We start from the raw sequence: 16,301 nt of genomic DNA, 5'->3' as shown, positions 1-16,301 counted from the left end.
CCAGATGCGCATCGTTGTAGCCCTCGGCGGAAACGCCATGCTGGAGCGCGGGCAGAAGCCCGACGCCCAGATCCAGATCGATAACGTCAACACCGCGGTCGATGCCCTCGCCCCGGTCGCGGCCGAGCATGAGCTTGTCGTCACGCACGGCAACGGCCCGCAGGTCGGCGTCATCGCGCTGCAGTCCGCGAACGATGAAAAGCTCTCCGAGCCTTACCCGTTCGACACGCTCGGCGCCATGACCCAGGGCATGATCGGCTACTGGCTCCAGCACGCGTTCGGTAACGCGCTGCCGGACCGGGAAGTCGTCTGCACCGTCACCCAGACCCTCGTCGACGCCGATGACCCGGCATTCGATAACCCGACGAAGTTCGTCGGGGAGGTCTACACGGAAGAACAGGCTAAGGAATTCGAGGCCGAGCGTGGCTGGGTCATGAAGCCCGACGGCCCGTACTTCCGCCGCGTGGTCGGCTCGCCGATCCCGCAGGGAATCGTCGAGATCAAGACGATCAAGGAACTCGTGGATGCCGGCGTCACGGTGATCGCCGTCGGTGGTGGCGGTATCCCCGTGAAGAAGGACGACAACGGCAAGCTCGTTGGCGTCGAAGCCGTCATCGACAAGGACCGCTCGGGTGCCGTCCTGTCGCAGGAAGTTGGCGCGGACATGTTCATTGTCCTCACCGACGTTCCGGCGGTCATGGAAAACTGGGGCACCCCCGAACAAACCGAGATCAACCGGGCCACCCCGGATGAGCTCCGTAACAAGGGCTTTGCCGCAGGATCGATGGGCCCCAAAGTCGAGGCTGCGATCCAGTTCGTCGAAGCCACCGGCGGCGTAGCCGCCATCGGCCGCCTGGCCGATGCCCAGAAGATCATCGCTGGCGAAGCCGGTACGATCATCACTCGCGACGGCGAGTACAACCCGGGCACCTAGCCCACCCGGTGTGGGCGGGTGATCCCGCCCGCCCACACCCCCACCTTCGTCCGGCCCCGCACCGACGCGGCAGCCGGTGACAAGCCGACGCATGAGCGTCATGCGTCACCCGTCCTGGCGGCAACGAAGCCCGCCAGAGAAAAAAGGAGTTACAACCATGGCGAAGATCGTCAATTCATGGAACGACTTTGATCCACTGAAGCATGTCATTGTGGGTCGTGCCGATAACTCGGTCATCCCGAACGAAGAGCCCGCTACCTCGGAAAAGGTGCCGGTTGACTCCGAGATGCGCGGTATGTGGGGACCCCGTCCGCTCGAGACCGTTGAGAAGGCTAATGCGCAGCTAGATAATCTGGCGAAGGTTTTGGAAGATCATGGCGTTAAGGTTGATCGTCCGACTCCGTTGCAGTGGAATCAGCCTGTTATTACCCCGGATTTCCGTACTGATTCGATGATGACCTGCATGCCGCCTCGCGACGTGCTGCTTACCATTGGTTCGGAAATTATTGCGGCCCCGATGTCTTTCCGTTGCCGTTACTGGGAATACCTCGCTTACTGGCCGCTGCTTAGCAAGTACTTCGATGAGGACCCGGAGTTCCTGTGGTCGCAGGCTCCCCGCCCGCGCCTGACCGACAAGTCCTACAAGCACAATTACTACGACGAGAAGGTCTCGCTGGAAGAGCGCCTGGAGCGCACCGCCAACAAGGACTTCGTCACCACTGAAGAAGAAATCATGTTCGACGCGGCCGACGTGCTGCGCCTCGGCAAGGACCTCTTCGTCCAGCACGGCCTGACCACCAACCGCAAGGCCATGGAGTGGATGAAGCGCAAGTACCCGGATCTGCGCGTGCATGCCGTGAACTTCCCCGGCGACCCGTACCCGATCCACATCGACGCGACGTTCGTGCCGCTGCGCCCGGGCCTGATCATCAACAACCCGCATCGTCGTCTGCCCGAAGAGCAGCGCAAGATCTTCGAAGCCAACGACTGGGAGATCGTCGACGCCGCGATGCCGGCCCACGAGACCCCGCCGCCGCTGTGCTACTCGTCCGTCTGGCTGTCGATGAACTGCCTCGTGCTCGACCACAAGAACGTCATCGTCGAAGCCTCCGAGCACAACCAGCTCGAGCAGATGGACAAGCTCGGCATGAACCCGATCCCCGTTCCGTTCCGCGATGCCTACGCGTTCGGCGGTGCGCTGCACTGCGCGACCGCGGACGTCTATCGCGAGGGCGGCTGCGAGGACTACTTCCCGAACCAGGTCGAGGATCCCACCCTCGTCTAGTTCGCTCCCGTTAGCCGCGTGAGTGGCTGACACACCTCAATAGCGGTGGTGGCGTGGCCTGCGCTGCGCCACCACCGTGCCCCTCACTAGGTGCGCGCGAGCGACGCCTGCTGCCCCATGGCAGCGACTTCCCATAGCTTTTTGGTGAGGTTTTCGACGACGAAAACTCGCCAGGTCCTGCTCCTTTGGACCTCTTTCAGACCCCGCTGGCCACGGAAATCGGATGGGCCGTGGCCAGCGGTACCCTCGCGAATCCACAGATAGGCCACAACGATGTCCACGGCGACGAAAAACACCACGGCCACCGAGCCGTATGTCATGAATAAAAAGCTCGGCTTTATCGCGATGCTCATATCCGCGACAGGCATGGGTATGGTCGGGTTCTTCTCCCGCGGCGCGACCGGCGGGATCGACCCCGAGATTAAACAGTATTTGGGTAGCTTCCTCGCCTTCGGCCGTATGACCGTCGGGCTAATCGGTTTCCTCATTATTTTGTTAGTGACGAAGCGTTTCTACGCGTTTCGCCAGTCTCGCCTGAGTTTCGCGGTGATCGCCGGCGGTGTCTGTATTGGCACCTCGCTGGCGCTATACATCACCTCGACGCTGCTGACGTCGATCGCGAACGCCGTCTTCCTGATTTACACCGGTCCGCTGTTTTGTACGTTACTCGCGAGAATCTTCCGCAAGGAAAAGATCTCTGCGCTCAACGCACTGTTCCTCACCCTCGTGTTCCTCGGCATGCTGTTTACGATCGAGTTCGTCAAAATGACGCCCGAGGGCATCCAATTCGGTATCGACCTGTCGGCGTCGACCCCTGACTTCCCGCAAAAGGCTCTCGGTGACCTCGTCGGTCTCCTGTCCGGCGTCTTCTACGGCCTCGCGCTGTTCTTCTACGGCTACCGCCAGGACATGGACTCCGATGTGCGCGGCACGTGGAACTTCCTGTGGGCCGCCGTCGCGACTGGAATTATGTCGCTGGTCATGCGCCCGCAGATCAGCGCGCTGAGCACCACCAACTGGACGTGGGCGGCCGGCCTGTTCTTCTTCTGCGGCCTCATCGCGCTCGGCTTCCTCGTCGTCGCTGGACGTAACCTTCCCGCCGTTGAGATGTCGTGTATTTCTTACTGGGAATGCGTGGTCGCGCTCTTCTTCGGCGTCTTCTTCTTCAAGGAAGCCATGACCTTCTTCGCCGCGATCGGTGGTCTGCTCATCATCGCCGGTGGCGTCGGCCCCATCATCGTCGACCTGCTGAATAAGGCACGTCGGCGTGACGCGGGCGCACACACCATCGAAGAAGGCGACCCCATCCGCTAACGAGCCCACGGGAAGGTGAGTACGAATGTCTGGCACGGACAGGAACGCCGAGCAACACTCGGCGCTCCGCAAGGCCGCCACGGCGAGTTTTATCGGGAACTTCGTCGAATGGTTTGATTACGCGACCTACGGCTACCTCGCGGTGGTCATCGGTCACGTGTTCTTCCCGCAGGCGGACCCCGTCGCCCAACGGATCGCGACCTTTTCGATCTTCGCGCTGTCATTCATCTTGCGTCCGATCGGCGCCATGCTGTGGGGGACGTGGGGGGATAAATACGGTCGCCGATGGGCGCTCAGCTGGTCGATTCTCATCATGACGATGGCGACGGCGGCGATCTCGCTGATCCCGCCGTACGCCACGATCGGGATCGCGGCGCCCATCTTGCTGTTGCTGCTGCGCATGATCCAGGGGTTTTCGGCCTCGGGGGAGTACGCGGGAGCGGCGACGTTCCTGTCGGAGTATGCGCCGAGCGAAAAGCGCGGCATGTACACCTCGCTCGTGCCGGCCTCCACGGCAACGGGGCTGCTCGTCGGCTCGCTGTTTATTACGGGAATGTACGCCATGCTCACGGATGCGCAGATCGAGAGCTGGGGGTGGCGCATCCCGTTCATGCTCGCGCTGCCGCTGGGCCTCGTCGGGCGCTATATCCGAACGCACCTGGAGGACTCGCCCGTCTACCGCGAGATGCAGGAGGCGAGTGAAGAAAAGGCCAAGGCGCCCGCCGTGCGCGTGCCCGTCACGTACGTGTTCAAGCACCATTTCCGTGAGCTCGCGATCTCGTTTGGGGTCGCGACGCTGAACGCGGTCGCGTTCTACCTCGTGCTGTCCTACATGCCGACCTACCTCACCCAGGAGCTCGGCATGGACGAACAGCCCGCGTTCGTCGCGCAATCAATCGCGCTCGTCGTCTACGTCGGGGCGATCTTCGGGATGGGACACCTGTCCGATATCGTCGGGCGGCGCCGGATGCTCATCTCCGCGTGCTTTGGGTTCATCATCTTCACGGTTCCGCTGTTCCTCATGTTGAAGACACCGACGTTCATCCCCGTGCTCGCGGTGCTCATCGTCTTCAACGTCCTGCTCACCGCCAACGACGGGACGCTCGCGACCTTCCTCGCAGAGACGTTCCCGACCAAGGTGCGCTACACCGGCTTCGCGCTGAGCTTCAACCTCGCCAACGCGATCTTCGGTGGGACGGCGGCCGCGATCTCGACGTGGCTCATCTCCGTCACCGGGAGCACGCTCGCGCCCGCCTGGTATCTCGTCGGGATCTCGGCGCTCGCGATGATCGGGATGATCCTGACGAAGGAGTGGTCGCACCAACCGCTGCGCACTGAGTAAGGTAAAAAGTATGGCTGACAATGACGCAGCGCCCGTCCAGCGCAGGGCCCGCGGCGAACTCCGCCGCATGGCCATCGTGGAAGCCGCCGCCGAGATGATTCGCGAAGAAGGCCCGGTCGCCGTCTCGCATCGGTCGGTTGCGCGGAAGGTGGGGTGCTCCCTGTCGGCCACGACGTACTACTTCTCCGGGCTCGATGAACTGCTCGCCGAGGCGGGCAAGGTGAATATCCGGCTGTGGGCGCACCGCGCCGAACAGGTCGCGATCGCCGTGGAAAAGGAGCCGCCGCCCACAACTCTCGATGGGGTCGTGGGCGCAATTTTGCAGGCGTGCCTGCCGCCGAACGACAACCTAGAAAACCACTACCTCCAGCTCCTGCAGGCGGCCAGTACCGCTCCGGTCGCGACCGCGTATGCCGCGGGGCGTGAACGGCTCGATGAGGCGATCGGTCGGGTGCTGACCCACCTCGGGATTACGAAGTCCCCGCAGCTCATCGTCGCCGTCGTCGATGGGTCCGCCGTCTCCGCGATTTCGGAAGGGCGAGACTTGCGAGAAACCGCGCGGCAGATGCTGGCTCAAGTGTTATAATCTGACGTCGTGCCTACGACCATCGCCGCCCTGCTTATGGTGGCCATCTTGTGTGCCAGCGGCATCGGCAAGCTGGTGAGCCCCACGCCAATGGGGCAACAGATTGCCACGTGGCGGCGACTCGCGGTGCCGAAGGCGCTCGCGAAGCCGTGGGCCGTGACGGCGCTGCCGTACGGGGAGCTCGCGATCGCGCTCGGCCTGCTGCTGCCGGGCATCGCGGGGACGATCGCTGCGGTCGCGGCCGTCATCCTCGTGGCGATCTTTACCCTGCTCGTCGCGTCGGCCGTCGCGACCGGGCGCGGGGTGCCGTGCCACTGCTTCGGGGCCGCGTCGGCCCCGATGTCGCAAGCGACTGTCTTTCGCAATATCGGCTTCCTCGTGCTTGCCTCCCTCGCCCTCGTCGGGCACCTGCGTGGCGATGGTCCGATCGACCTTGCGCTGCGCGCGCCCGGAACCGCGGCGATCGCACTCCTCGTCGTCGCCGCTGCCGCGCTGTCGGCCTGGGGTTTTTACCGGGACGACGCCGACCTGCGAGAGGTGCGCGCGACCCAGGAATACGAGCAGCAGCTATATCGGGCGCTGGCCGATCAGCGCGACGAGCTCGAGGTCGCCTACGTGCGGCATCCGGTCCCGGATCTCGACGTCGTCACGGCGAACGGCGAGGCGCGCTCCCTGCTGACGTTCCTAACGCAACAGGCGGGCCTCGTGATCTCGCTGTCGAGCTCGTGCTCGGCGTGCCAGGACGTGATCGACCAGCTGCCGAGAATCCGCAAGCGTATTGGCAGCATCGTCGCCGTCTACGCGTTGATCGAGGACGGAGACGAATTCCAGCTACCTGGGGGCGCCGAAGGCGTCATCGTCCTGCGCGATCCGCAGCGGCGCGTCGCACGCGTGATGCGGCTCGGCAACCCTGGCGCGGTGCTCCTCGGCACGGACGCCAAGCTCGCCGGCGGGCCCGTGAAGGGCAGCAAGGACGTTATCGAGTTCGTCGAGGATATCGCTGCCGAACTGCGTGTATCTGGCCTGCTCGCTTAGTACAGCGTGAGTTCTGCGAAGTCGGTGATCCGGCGCAGGTAGATCTTGCGCGCCTCCGGGGCCGATAGCGCGAGGTCGTGTTTGCCGCCCTCGATCGCGTACGTCTGCGCGTTGATGGAGACCGCCGTCGCCAGGCGCACCATGTCCTTCACATTGAGGACGACGTCGCTCGTCGCGACCTCTTGCGGCGTGGGTTTCGAGTTCGCGCCCGAGCGCGCCGAATGGCAGATGAGCGTCGCGACGTCGAGGTTGAGCCCACGCGCCAGGCGACGGTGCGCGGCCCGGATCGAGGCGAAGGTAGCGGCCCGCATCGGGAAACCATCGATCGGTTTGATCCGCGCATCGATATTCCAGCGGCCCGATTCCTGGGCGACGAGGTCCTCCGTATAGGCCGGGTCGAGGCCCGAAATGATCTGGCGGGGCTCGATGCGCGCGACAGCGGAGATGAGCGACGTGCCAAGCGTGCGCTTAGCGACGTTCTCGTTCAGGTCGAACCACGGCGAGTTCAAGATCAGCGCATCCGGCGCGAGGCGGTGCGGGGTGCGGTAGCGCAGCGCCCCACCGCGTTCGGCCCGGACCGACGGGTGCGCGACGGGCGTATAGCGGTAGGTGTACATGACCGCCTGGAGGCCGCCGGTGGAGTGGCCGAGGATCGCGATCTTGTCATAGCGGCGCCGCAGCGTATCCATCGCGAGCGCGATCTCTTCGTGGCGGATGCGCAGGTCGGGCACGTACTCGGGCAGGGGCCCATCCGGCGCGTCGGGGTCGGGCAGCAGGTTGCGGCCCTGGGCACGCATGTCGAGGGCGAAGAACTCAAAGCCGTGCTCACGCCAGTCGCGGGCGTGCTGCGACTGGAAGAAATAGTCCGAATAGCCCGGCAGGTAGAGGATCGCGCGCTGCGCGTCGGGCAACAGCTCACGGTGGTGGACGAGCGTCGCACGGTCGGCGCCGGGCATCGCGTCGGTCACCCTGACGGGCAACGGCCGGGATACGAAATCCGGCAGGATATCGTCGATTAGGGCAAGCTGGCTTAAGTCCATGCCCTAATCCTCTCGCACTTTTGTCTAGCGGGTGAGTGGTAAGCCGTGGGCATCGTGGCGCCAGCGCGGTTCGGTGCTGACGAGGTACAAGATTCCTTCGATGAGGCCCCAGATCGCGGGGATGAACGCGAGGAAACCGAGCGAGAGCACGGTGATGAGCATCTGGGCGATCCCGAGGCCGATCCGGCCGACGTAGAAGTTGTGGATGCCGAGCGCGCCGAGCAGGATGCCGAGGATGCCGGCCGCGACGCCCGATTTCTGTGCCGCGTACGCGGGATAAGGCTGTTGCGGGTAGGGCTGCTGGTAGGGGCCGGATTGCGGATACTGATCCGCGTTCGAGTTGACGTAAGGCGGCGGCGTCTGCGAGCGGTAACGCGGCTCGCGGTTGTGATGCGGCTGTCCGTGTGGCGTCGTCATGGCGGCCTTCCGTTCCAGATTCGCGCTGGGGGCGAACTCCTCCCGTCGCTCATTATCCGCGGAGGCACAGAGGTTAGGCAAGAATCTGCGAGGGCGAATTTTGGCTCGTTCCACATGATGGACGGGCGCGAGGTACGCCTCATTTTCGCGCGCAAACCACGGGATTTTCGGTAGTTTTGTGCGGCGGATAGCTTAGCGAGCCCGGCCGGGACGAAACGGCGTCGCAATGACGCGGCAAAGTCGTCTAAGCTGGGCCGTGGAAGCCATCCAGAGCAGCTGAGAGACCCGGCTCGTTGACGCTGCAGCAACCCCCCGAATTCGGGTGAGGGTGCTAAGGCCGGGACCGATGGAGGATACCCAGTGATTACGCTCGAGGGGGTCGGCAAGATCTACGGCCCCGTGACCGCGCTTGATGATGTCCATTTGGAGGTCGAGCGCGGGACGATCCACGGCATCGTTGGCCCGTCTGGTGCCGGTAAGTCGACGCTCGTCGGATGCCTCACCGGACTCGTGCGCCCCACGAGCGGGCGGGTCGTCGTCGACGATGTTGAGGTCTCGGCCGCGAATACGCGCGCCCGGCGGGCGCTGCGTCGGCGCATCGGCATGGTGTTCCAACACGTCAACCTTTTCGACCAGCGCACGGCCGCGGCGAATATCGCCTACCCGCTGCAGATCATGGGGGCGCCGAAGGTGGAGATCCGCGAACGCGTCGATGAACTCCTGACAATCGTCGGCCTGGAAGGCCGCGGCGACTCGTATCCCTCGCAGCTGTCGGGCGGGCAAAAGCAGCGCGTCGGCATCGCGCGGGCGCTCGCGACCCGGCCGCCCGTCCTGCTCGCCGACGAGCCCACCTCGGCGCTCGATACCGATACGACGGACGCAATTCTGCACCTGCTGCGCGAGGTCTGCGACGCTCTCGGCGTCACCGTCGTCATCATTACGCACGAGATGAGCGTCGTGCGCGAGATCTGCGATTCGGTCACGCTGCTTGACTCCGGCCGTGTCGCTGAGACCGGCAAGCTCGAGGACATCGTCGCGGACCAGACGAGCAAGCTCGCGCGCTCGCTCGTGCCGCCGCCGGCGATCCCCGACGATAACTACCTGTCGGGCTACACCATCTTCGACGTCATGTTCACCTCGCACCCCGGTGAGCCGACGGGCGCGCGCGTGCTGTCGGCCGTAGCGAACCTCGGCGGCGATATCGCGGCCGGAACGTTCGAGACGATCGGCAGCGCGCAGGTCGGCCGACTCGCCGTGTCCGTGCCGCCGAACCGGGCTGATGAGGCGCGCGATGCCCTGTGGCGTGATGGCCATGCCGTGCAGGTGCGTCGGAAAGACGGAGTGGAGGTCGCGCTGTGAGTATTACTGCCGCTGCTGCCGCCTACGCCACGACGCACGTAACGGGCGTGGCAACGATCGCCCAGCTCGCCGCCGATAAGCCGACGTGGTTCGATAACCCGGCCATCTCGAAGCGGTTATGGCCCGCGACCCTCGAGACGCTCTACATGACGGGCCTGTCCTCGCTCATCACGGTTGCGCTCGGGCTGCCGCTCGGGCTGCTACTCGTCGCGACGTCGGCGCGCGGTGTGCTCGCCAACAAGGCGGTGAACTCGGTCCTCGGAGCGATCGTCAACATCGGGCGCTCGATCCCGTTCATCATCCTCATGATCGCCCTTATCCCGTTCACGCGGCTCGTCATGGGCAGCGCGATCGGCTGGACATCGGCGGTGCTGCCGCTCGCGGTCGCCGCGATCCCATTCTTCGCGCGCCTCGTGGAAACGAGCGTGCTCGCCGTCGACCCCGGCAAGGTTGAGGCCGCGACGATGATGGGCGCGACCGGCCGCCAGGTGATGTTCGGCGTCCAGGTGCGAGAAGCCCTGCCCGGCATCGTCCAGGGGATCACGGTCCTGGTCATCACGATCGTCGGCTACTCCGCGATCGCCGGCGTGCTCGGCGGCGGTGGCCTGGGCACCCTCGCCTACAACTACGGCTACCAGCGCTACCAGTCGGACACCATGATCGCGACGGTCGTCGTCATCGTCCTCATCGTGCAGGTCGTCCAGATGCTAGGCGATATGTTCAGCCGGTTGGTGGACCACCGCTAGGCACCCGCCAACCGGAGCTATCCCGCTTCGCCAGCACCCCCTCATACCTTCTTTTCCCCTACCTTCATGCATTGAAAGGACTGTCCAATGTCTCGCATTACCTCTCGTGTTTCCCTCGCGGCGATCGCCGCCGCGGCCCTCGCCCTGTCCGCCTGCGGCGGCTCCTCCTCGACCGATTCCACCACCGCGCCCGAGTCTTCGGCGGGCGGCACGGTCCGGCTGACCGTCGGCGCCTCCCCGGTCCCGCACGCCGAGATCCTGAACTTTGTGAAGGATCAGGGCCTCGCTGAGGCCGCCGGCATCGACCTCAAGGTCGTCGAATACACCGATTACGTCCAGCCGAACGTCGCCCTGTCGGAGGGTGACCTCGACGCGAACTACTTCCAGCACCTGCCCTACCTGAAGGCCGAGATCGCTGACAAGGGTTACGAGTTCGAGCACTTCGAAGGCGTCCACATCGAGCCGTACGGCATCTACTCGCAGAAGATCAAGAACATCTCCGAGCTTGCCGAGGGCGCGAAGGTTGGCATCTCGAACGACCCGTCGAACCAGGCGCGGGCCCTCAGCCTGCTCGTGAAGGAAGGCGTGCTGAAGGACCTCGGCAAGGAAGACGCGTCGATCGTCGACTACGACGGCAACGCGGAAGCGAACCCGAAGAAACTCCAGTTCGTCGAGACCGAAGCGCCGGCGCTGCCGCGTGTCCTGCCCGATGTCGACATTGCGATCATCAACGGCAACTTCGCGCTCGAAGGCGGCCTGAAGCCGGCCGAGGACGCGATCGTGCTCGAGAGCGTTGAGGGCAACCCGTACGCGAACCTCGTCGCCTACGCGAAGAACACCGAAAAGCTCGATGCGCTCAAGAAGCTCGACGAGATCCTGCACGGCCAGGAAGTCGCCGACTTCATCAAGAAGACCTGGCCGAACGGCGAGGTCATCTCCTCCAAGAACTAGCACCAGCTCACGCAGCGGGCCCCGAGGACATGTCGTTGTCCTCGGGGCCCGCGCTCGTTGTTAGTCGACGATGCCGTAGAGGCGGTCGCCCGCATCGCCGAGGCCCGGAACGATGTAGGCCTGTTCGTTCAGTTTCTCATCGACCGATGCCGTGACGATCGTGACCTCAGCGCGGTCGCCGACGGCCTTTTCGAGGTTCTCCAGGCCCTCCGGTGCGGCGAGCAGGCAGACACAGGTGACGTCGCGGGCGCCGCGTTCAAGCACGAACTCGATCGCGTCGATCAGGGTGTGGCCCGTCGCGAGCATCGGGTCGAGCAGGTAGACCTGGCGGCCCGACAGGTTCTCGGGCAGCCGGTTGGCGTAGGTGTCGACGAGGAGGGTCTCCTCATCGCGCTTCATGCCGAGGAAGCCGACCTCCGCGGTCGGTAGCATGCGGGTCATCCCGTCGAGCATGCCGAGCCCGGCGCGCAGGATCGGGACAACGACGGGCTTCGGGAGCGAGAGGTGAGTGCCGGTCGTCTTGGCGACCGGGGTCTCGATCTCGATGGGTTCGGTGGCGACATCACGAGTGGCCTCGTAGGCGAGCAGCGTGACGAGTTCGTCGACGAGTAGCCGGAACGTCGCAGAGGGAGTGTCCTTCTTGCGAAGAACCGTTAATTTGTGGGCAATGAGCGGGTGGTCAGCAACGTGCAAGCGCATGTCTTAACGGTACCGTGGATGCGTGAGCAACGGTGATGGCACAAGGACCCAAGCCTGGGTCGAGGAGCGGTTCGGTTCCGCGATGGACGACGCCCTCGTGCTCGCCCGCGATGCCGGGCTCGCAGGTGATATTCCGATCGGTGCCGTCGTTCTCGATCCGGGTGGCCAGATCATCGGCCGTGGCAAAAACGAGCGCGAGGCGAGCGGCGACCCGACCGCCCACGCCGAGGTCCTCGCGCTACGTGAGGCCGCAGCACAACGTGGCGAATGGCGCCTTGCCGGGTGCAGCCTCGTCGTGACGGTCGAGCCGTGTACGATGTGCGCGGGCGCCGCCGTACTCGCCCGCGTCGACCAGGTCGTCTTTGGTGCGTGGGAACCCAAGACGGGCGCCTGCGGCTCGCTGCGCGACGTCGTGCGCGATACCCGCTCAAACCACCGCTGCGAGGTCATCGCGGGTCTGCGCGAAGCCGAGGCCGCCGCCCTCATGGCCGGATTTTTCGGCGAGCGGCGCGATTAGCGGGGAATAATCAGCGGCCCGCCAGTTACCGGATCAGGGACGACCAACGCAGTGAGTCCGAATACTTCCGCGAGGAGCGGCGGCGAGATCACTTCCGCGGGCGGTCCGTGCCTCACGATCAGACCGTCGCGCATCACGATCAGCTCGTCGGAAAAGCGGATCGCAAGATTCAGATCGTGCAACACCATAACGATGGTGCGAGCTAACTCGTCGCGCAGCCGACCCACGAGCTGGAGGACATCGATAGCGTGCGCCAAATCGAGGTATGTCGTTGGCTCATCCAATAGCACGTGCGGAGTCTGTTGTGCCAGCACCATCGAAATCCACACGCGTTGACGCTGACCGCCAGAGAGCGAAGCAACCGGTCGACCCGCTAGATCGGTGATGCGGGTGAGCTCGAGTGCTTGGGCGACGTGGCGCTCATCCTGAGTGGACCACTGCTTGAGCCAGCTCTGGTGTGGGTGGCGTCCGCGCGAGACCAAGTCGGCCACGATAATTCCATCGGGTGCAACCGGGGTTTGAGGCAGCATTCCGATGATCCGAGCAAGTTCACGGCGGGGCATTCGCTGGACATCACGGCCAGCAATGTGCAGCGTCCCGTCAGCTGGCAGAGTCCTCGACAGAGAGCGCAAAAGCGTCGACTTTCCGCTTCCGTTCGGCCCGATAATGGTCGTCACCTTGCCGGCAGAAATGTCGATGTCGACACCGTCGAGGATACGGTGGCGGCCATAGCCTGCCCGCAGGCCTCGCGCCTGGATTCCCGGCGTACTCATACCGTGACCTTTCGATTCGCTTGCACCACCAGGTAAATCAGGAATGGTGCGCCAATGGCTGATGTGACGATCCCTACCGGGATCTCCCACGGCAAAATGCAGCGGGAAATGATGTCTGCACAGGTGAGCAGTGCGGCGCCGGCCGCCGCGGAGGTCACCAGTGGCGGTGCTGAGGTTTGGGCCAGGCGCAATGCCACCTGCGGGGCCACGAAAGCCACGAATCCGATGGGACCCGCCGTCGCGACACCTGCCGCTGCGAGGACCACCGACACCACCAGGGTGACGAGCTGGCTGGAGTTGACCCGGCCTCCCAGGGACTGGGCAACGATCGGACCCAGTTGAAGAACGGACAGCCGGAATGTCATCAGCCCCGCCAACCCGAGCGCAACCACGACCACGACACCCATGACAAGGACGCCCGTCCACGACACATGGACGAGTGAACCCGACAACCAGCGACGTGCCGTCGTAGCATCACGCAGATCGGCGGCGGCCATCAAATAGACGATGTAGGCCTGCAGGAGAGCCGAGATCGCGACGCCAATGAGGACGAGGCGCAGCGGCTCTATCCCGCGCCGAAAGGCAAGCAGCCAGATCACCACGGGTACGAGCAGAGCGCCCAGCAGCGCCGACAGGGGGATGCCGACGTTCGCTAAGGCGGGCGCAATCGCACTGCCGTAACCTCCGCCGCCTAGGGCGGACCCGGCGAGGATGATCGTGACGGCCATGGCGGATGCGCCCGAGGTAATTCCGATGACATCCGGGCTCGCGAGCGCGTTGCGGGCCACGCTTTGCGTGAGCGCTCCAGCCATCCCGAGGCCGGCGCCGACGACGATCCCGCCGAGAGCCCGTGGCAGCCGGGTTTCGAGCACAATCGTTTGATCCAACCCGTCACCGCCCCCGCCCAACACCGAGAGCACCGCTGACGGGCTGATCCCGTATTCCCCAACGCCCAGGCTGATAACGAATCCGGCGGCGGCGACAGCGAACAACATGGCAGCAGCAGCTACGGTCCGGGGACGCCACGAAGCCGACAATGATCGGAAACGGACAGTACGTCGGCCCGGTACGACATGAGCAGTGGTCATCCCGATACCAGCTTTCGACGACGAACGATGGTGATGAAAAACGGGGCGCCGATGAATGCGAGGACCACCCCGACCTCGACTTCGCCCTTCGGGACGATGACTCGCCCTGCCACATCGGCGAGGGTCAGCACGATTGCGCCGACAAGGCCGGCCGTTGGCAAGAGCCAGCGGTGATCCGGGCCGGTGAAGGAACGGGCAAGGTGCGGAACGAAGAGGCCGATGAAGCTGATCGGGCCCGCCGCAGCGGTGGCTGTGCCGGCGAGGAAAGCGATCAGACCGATCACCAGGAAGCGGGCAGCCGTCGTGTTGACGCCCAATGACGCGGCAACGTCATCACCCAGACTCAACAGGTTCAGCGTGGGCGCCGTAGCCAACGCGGCGAGCAACCCAATGAGAAGGAGCGGAGCGATGATTGTGGCGACGCTGAGGTCTACGCCTGCCACCGAGCCGATGGTCCAAAAGCGCAGCCGGTCGAGGGAGCGCGAATCGGACAGCACGAGCGCCGATGTCAACGACGTCATCAATGCCGTCACGGCGGCGCCGGCCAAGATGAGCGTGAGCGCCTTTGTTCCGCCACCGATCGACGTGATCCCGAAGACGAGAGCCGCGGTCAGGCACGATCCCACGAAGGCCGCCACGATGGTTCCCGTCGTGCTCACCGACCCCATCGCGAAGTTCGCGACGATGACGGCAAAGGCAGCCCCGGCCGAAATCCCCAAGAGGCCAGGTTCTGCCAGCGGGTTTCGCGTATGTCCTTGCGCGATCGCACCAGCAACTCCCAGGGCCGCGCCGATCGCCAGCGCCAGCATCGTCCTCGGGAGACGGAGGTTCGCGATAATCTCACCGTCACTTCCGCCGGTAGAGCCGCTACGCAAGGATTCCAGCGCCGGACCCAGGGCCTGTAGCAGCCGGTTGACATCCATCGGGCGCGAGCCAATCGCTAAGCTGAGTGCGCTGGCGATTACGACCCCCACCACCAGAATTCCTAGCCAACCGATCCGGTACGGCACGGTGATCGCCGTGTCCGGCGACGGTGGTGTGGGGGCAGCGGCCATGACTCTCCAGAGCAAATCGGGGTGGTTCGCCCCACAGGCTACCATGCATATAAGGTTAGGCTTACCTATTCCCAAATAGTGAGGATCCTCAGCTATGAAGCCCATCGTTGGAAAGATTGCGGCCGCGGTATGCGCGGCGAGTTTGCTGCTCGCTGGTTGCAGCAAAGCCCAAGGTGCCGACAAGCCAGATTCGTCCGAAAAGGAGCAAGTTTCCATCACCCATGCGTGGGGGACCGACACGTATCCCGCCAATCCGAAAAAGATCGTCGCGCTTGGGACCGCAGTCGATAACCTGCTAGCGCTGGGGATCACTCCCGACGCGGTCATCGAAGCTCCCCTTGACAAAAACGCTCCCTGGCGCAGCAAAGAGCTAGCGTCGGTGAAGAGAATCGAAGTTACGGATTTTGCGACCGTCCCCACCGAGCAGGTTGCGGCGCTCGAGCCCGACGTCATCATTGGTGACTTTTGGCGAATTACCGAAGAAAACTACCAGGCGCTGTCGAAGATCGCGCCGACGCTCGGGGCGATCGGTAAAGAGGGCGAAGACCTCGGATGGAAGAAGCAGATTACTGCCCTCGGCACGCTCTTCAACAAGTCGGCCGAGGCGGAAAAGGTCATCACCGACGATCAGGCGCTGTTCCAGAAAGCCAAGGACGAGATGCCGAAGCTGGCGGGCAAGACTGGCCTCATCGCCCAGTACGTAAAGTCCCGCGGGATCGGGGTCGTCACGGACCCGAAGGAACCTGGAAACTCCTTCCTTTACGATCTCGGGATGAAGGTTCCCGAGTCCGTCCTATCGCTTCCCGGACGTTCCGGGCGGGCGATCGTATCCGCCGAAAATATTTCGGTGCTCGATGCTGACTTCATGGCCATCTACGCCCAGGAGGGCAGCGAAGCTGACTTGCGTGCGACGCCCGGCTTTGCAGCGCTTCGGCAAGTGGCCTCCGGCGGCACCTACTTCGGCGATACGACGCTGGTGCAGGCGATCAACGACCCGAGTTCACGCAGCCGTGCTTGGGCCTTGGATCAGCTGCGCGAGATGTTGGCCAAGGTCGAAAAAGCAGACTAGGTGTATGAGGTCATGACGTTGTCTACACGTTCGTGGACTCGGCTGGCCGGTGGCTGATCTGCACAGGCGGTATGAGGCCGATGATAGTTGT

Annotated in this window: 18 protein-coding genes and 1 riboswitch; of the genes, 11 read left to right on the top strand and 7 right to left on the bottom strand. The window is 64.2% G+C overall.

What is annotated here, in order from left to right; genetic code table 11:
• Window positions 1–4: 4 nt before the first annotated feature.
• Window positions 5–934 (top strand): carbamate kinase, encoded by a 930-nt coding sequence (gene arcC / locus BSZ39_RS06630; protein ID WP_073716588.1) that lies wholly within the window; start codon window positions 5–7, stop codon window positions 932–934.
• 157 nt (window positions 935–1,091) lie between these two features.
• Window positions 1,092–2,219, top strand: a complete 1,128-nt coding sequence (locus BSZ39_RS06625) for a serine/threonine protein kinase (protein ID WP_073716587.1) — start codon at window positions 1,092–1,094, stop codon at window positions 2,217–2,219.
• An 86-nt stretch (window positions 2,220–2,305) separates the two neighbouring features.
• On the opposite strand, the gene BSZ39_RS06620 is transcribed toward BSZ39_RS06625, so the two are convergent.
• Window positions 2,306–2,572 (bottom strand): hypothetical protein, encoded by a 267-nt coding sequence (locus tag BSZ39_RS06620; protein WP_143180414.1) that lies wholly within the window; start codon window positions 2,570–2,572, stop codon window positions 2,306–2,308.
• On the opposite strand from BSZ39_RS06620, the gene BSZ39_RS06615 reads away from it, so the two are divergent.
• From BSZ39_RS06615 to BSZ39_RS06600, 4 genes are read left to right on the top strand one after another with little or no spacing between them, the layout of a single operon-like run.
• Window positions 2,538–3,533 (top strand): DMT family transporter, encoded by a 996-nt coding sequence (locus BSZ39_RS06615; protein WP_143180413.1) that lies wholly within the window; start codon window positions 2,538–2,540, stop codon window positions 3,531–3,533. The two genes, BSZ39_RS06620 and BSZ39_RS06615, sit on opposite strands and share 35 nt — an antisense overlap.
• Window positions 3,534–3,558: 25 nt before the next feature.
• The gene (locus tag BSZ39_RS06610; RefSeq protein ID WP_073716584.1) at window positions 3,559–4,875 is read left to right on the top strand and encodes an MFS transporter; all 1,317 of its coding nucleotides are present in this window, start codon (window positions 3,559–3,561) and stop codon (window positions 4,873–4,875) included.
• Between the two features lie 10 nt (window positions 4,876–4,885).
• Entirely contained in the window at window positions 4,886–5,461 is a 576-nt protein-coding gene (locus BSZ39_RS06605) for a TetR/AcrR family transcriptional regulator (RefSeq protein WP_073716583.1), read from the top strand.
• Between the two features lie 9 nt (window positions 5,462–5,470).
• On the top strand, window positions 5,471–6,496 hold the full coding sequence (locus tag BSZ39_RS06600) for a MauE/DoxX family redox-associated membrane protein (protein WP_143180412.1): 1,026 nt from the start codon (window positions 5,471–5,473) through the stop codon (window positions 6,494–6,496).
• Here BSZ39_RS06600 and BSZ39_RS06595 read toward each other — a convergent pair.
• A complete protein-coding gene (locus tag BSZ39_RS06595; protein ID WP_073716581.1) occupies window positions 6,493–7,536 on the bottom strand; it encodes an alpha/beta hydrolase in 1,044 nt (347 codons plus the stop codon). The genes BSZ39_RS06600 and BSZ39_RS06595 overlap by 4 nt on opposite strands.
• A gap of 24 nt (window positions 7,537–7,560) precedes the next feature.
• Window positions 7,561–7,953 (bottom strand): TM2 domain-containing protein, encoded by a 393-nt coding sequence (locus tag BSZ39_RS06590; protein WP_073716580.1) that lies wholly within the window; start codon window positions 7,951–7,953, stop codon window positions 7,561–7,563.
• Window positions 7,954–8,213: 260 nt separating this feature from the next.
• Window positions 8,214–8,306, top strand: a riboswitch (SAM riboswitch).
• A gap of 7 nt (window positions 8,307–8,313) precedes the next feature.
• Here BSZ39_RS06590 and BSZ39_RS06585 point away from each other — a divergent pair.
• From BSZ39_RS06585 to BSZ39_RS06575, 3 genes are all read left to right on the top strand, one after another.
• On the top strand, window positions 8,314–9,312 hold the full coding sequence (locus tag BSZ39_RS06585; RefSeq protein WP_073716579.1) for a methionine ABC transporter ATP-binding protein: 999 nt from the start codon (window positions 8,314–8,316) through the stop codon (window positions 9,310–9,312).
• Complete coding sequence (locus BSZ39_RS06580) at window positions 9,309–10,058, top strand: methionine ABC transporter permease (RefSeq protein WP_425425673.1); 750 nt, start codon at window positions 9,309–9,311, stop codon at window positions 10,056–10,058. The genes BSZ39_RS06585 and BSZ39_RS06580 overlap by 4 nt, the downstream gene beginning before the upstream one ends.
• An 87-nt stretch (window positions 10,059–10,145) precedes the next feature.
• Window positions 10,146–11,009: a MetQ/NlpA family ABC transporter substrate-binding protein gene (locus BSZ39_RS06575; RefSeq protein WP_073716578.1), complete on the top strand. Its 864-nt coding sequence runs from the start codon at window positions 10,146–10,148 to the stop codon at window positions 11,007–11,009.
• A 60-nt stretch (window positions 11,010–11,069) separates the two neighbouring features.
• Here BSZ39_RS06575 and upp read toward each other — a convergent pair whose 3' ends face one another.
• Window positions 11,070–11,708, bottom strand: a complete 639-nt coding sequence (gene upp, locus BSZ39_RS06570) for a uracil phosphoribosyltransferase (protein ID WP_073716577.1) — start codon at window positions 11,706–11,708, stop codon at window positions 11,070–11,072.
• A 22-nt stretch (window positions 11,709–11,730) separates the two neighbouring features.
• Between upp and BSZ39_RS06565 the strand changes: the two genes are divergently transcribed.
• The gene (locus BSZ39_RS06565; RefSeq protein ID WP_342741806.1) at window positions 11,731–12,225 is read left to right on the top strand and encodes a nucleoside deaminase; all 495 of its coding nucleotides are present in this window, start codon (window positions 11,731–11,733) and stop codon (window positions 12,223–12,225) included.
• On the opposite strand, the gene BSZ39_RS06560 is transcribed toward BSZ39_RS06565, so the two are convergent.
• From BSZ39_RS06560 to BSZ39_RS06550, 3 genes are all read right to left on the bottom strand, one after another.
• Window positions 12,222–12,998, bottom strand: a complete 777-nt coding sequence (locus BSZ39_RS06560; protein WP_073716575.1) for an ABC transporter ATP-binding protein — start codon at window positions 12,996–12,998, stop codon at window positions 12,222–12,224. The two genes, BSZ39_RS06565 and BSZ39_RS06560, sit on opposite strands and share 4 nt — an antisense overlap.
• On the bottom strand, window positions 12,995–13,993 hold the full coding sequence (locus tag BSZ39_RS06555) for a FecCD family ABC transporter permease (RefSeq protein WP_222842885.1): 999 nt from the start codon (window positions 13,991–13,993) through the stop codon (window positions 12,995–12,997). Before BSZ39_RS06555 ends, BSZ39_RS06560 begins: the two co-directional genes overlap by 4 nt.
• An 89-nt stretch (window positions 13,994–14,082) precedes the next feature.
• Window positions 14,083–15,141 carry a FecCD family ABC transporter permease gene (locus tag BSZ39_RS06550; protein ID WP_073716573.1) on the bottom strand — a complete coding sequence of 353 codons (1,059 nt, stop codon included), beginning with the start codon at window positions 15,139–15,141 and terminating at the stop codon, window positions 14,083–14,085.
• A gap of 94 nt (window positions 15,142–15,235) precedes the next feature.
• Between BSZ39_RS06550 and BSZ39_RS06545 the strand changes: the two genes are divergently transcribed.
• On the top strand, window positions 15,236–16,210 hold the full coding sequence (locus BSZ39_RS06545) for an ABC transporter substrate-binding protein (protein ID WP_073716572.1): 975 nt from the start codon (window positions 15,236–15,238) through the stop codon (window positions 16,208–16,210).
• Window positions 16,211–16,301: the final 91 nt, after the last annotated feature.

Origin of the sequence: Bowdeniella nasicola (assembly GCF_001907295.1) — a bacterium.
In the GTDB taxonomy this organism is placed as follows: domain Bacteria; phylum Actinomycetota; class Actinomycetes; order Actinomycetales; family Actinomycetaceae; genus Bowdeniella; species Bowdeniella nasicola.
Note: the sequence above shows the minus strand (reverse complement) of the source record. Positions and strands in the feature narration are given on the sequence as shown.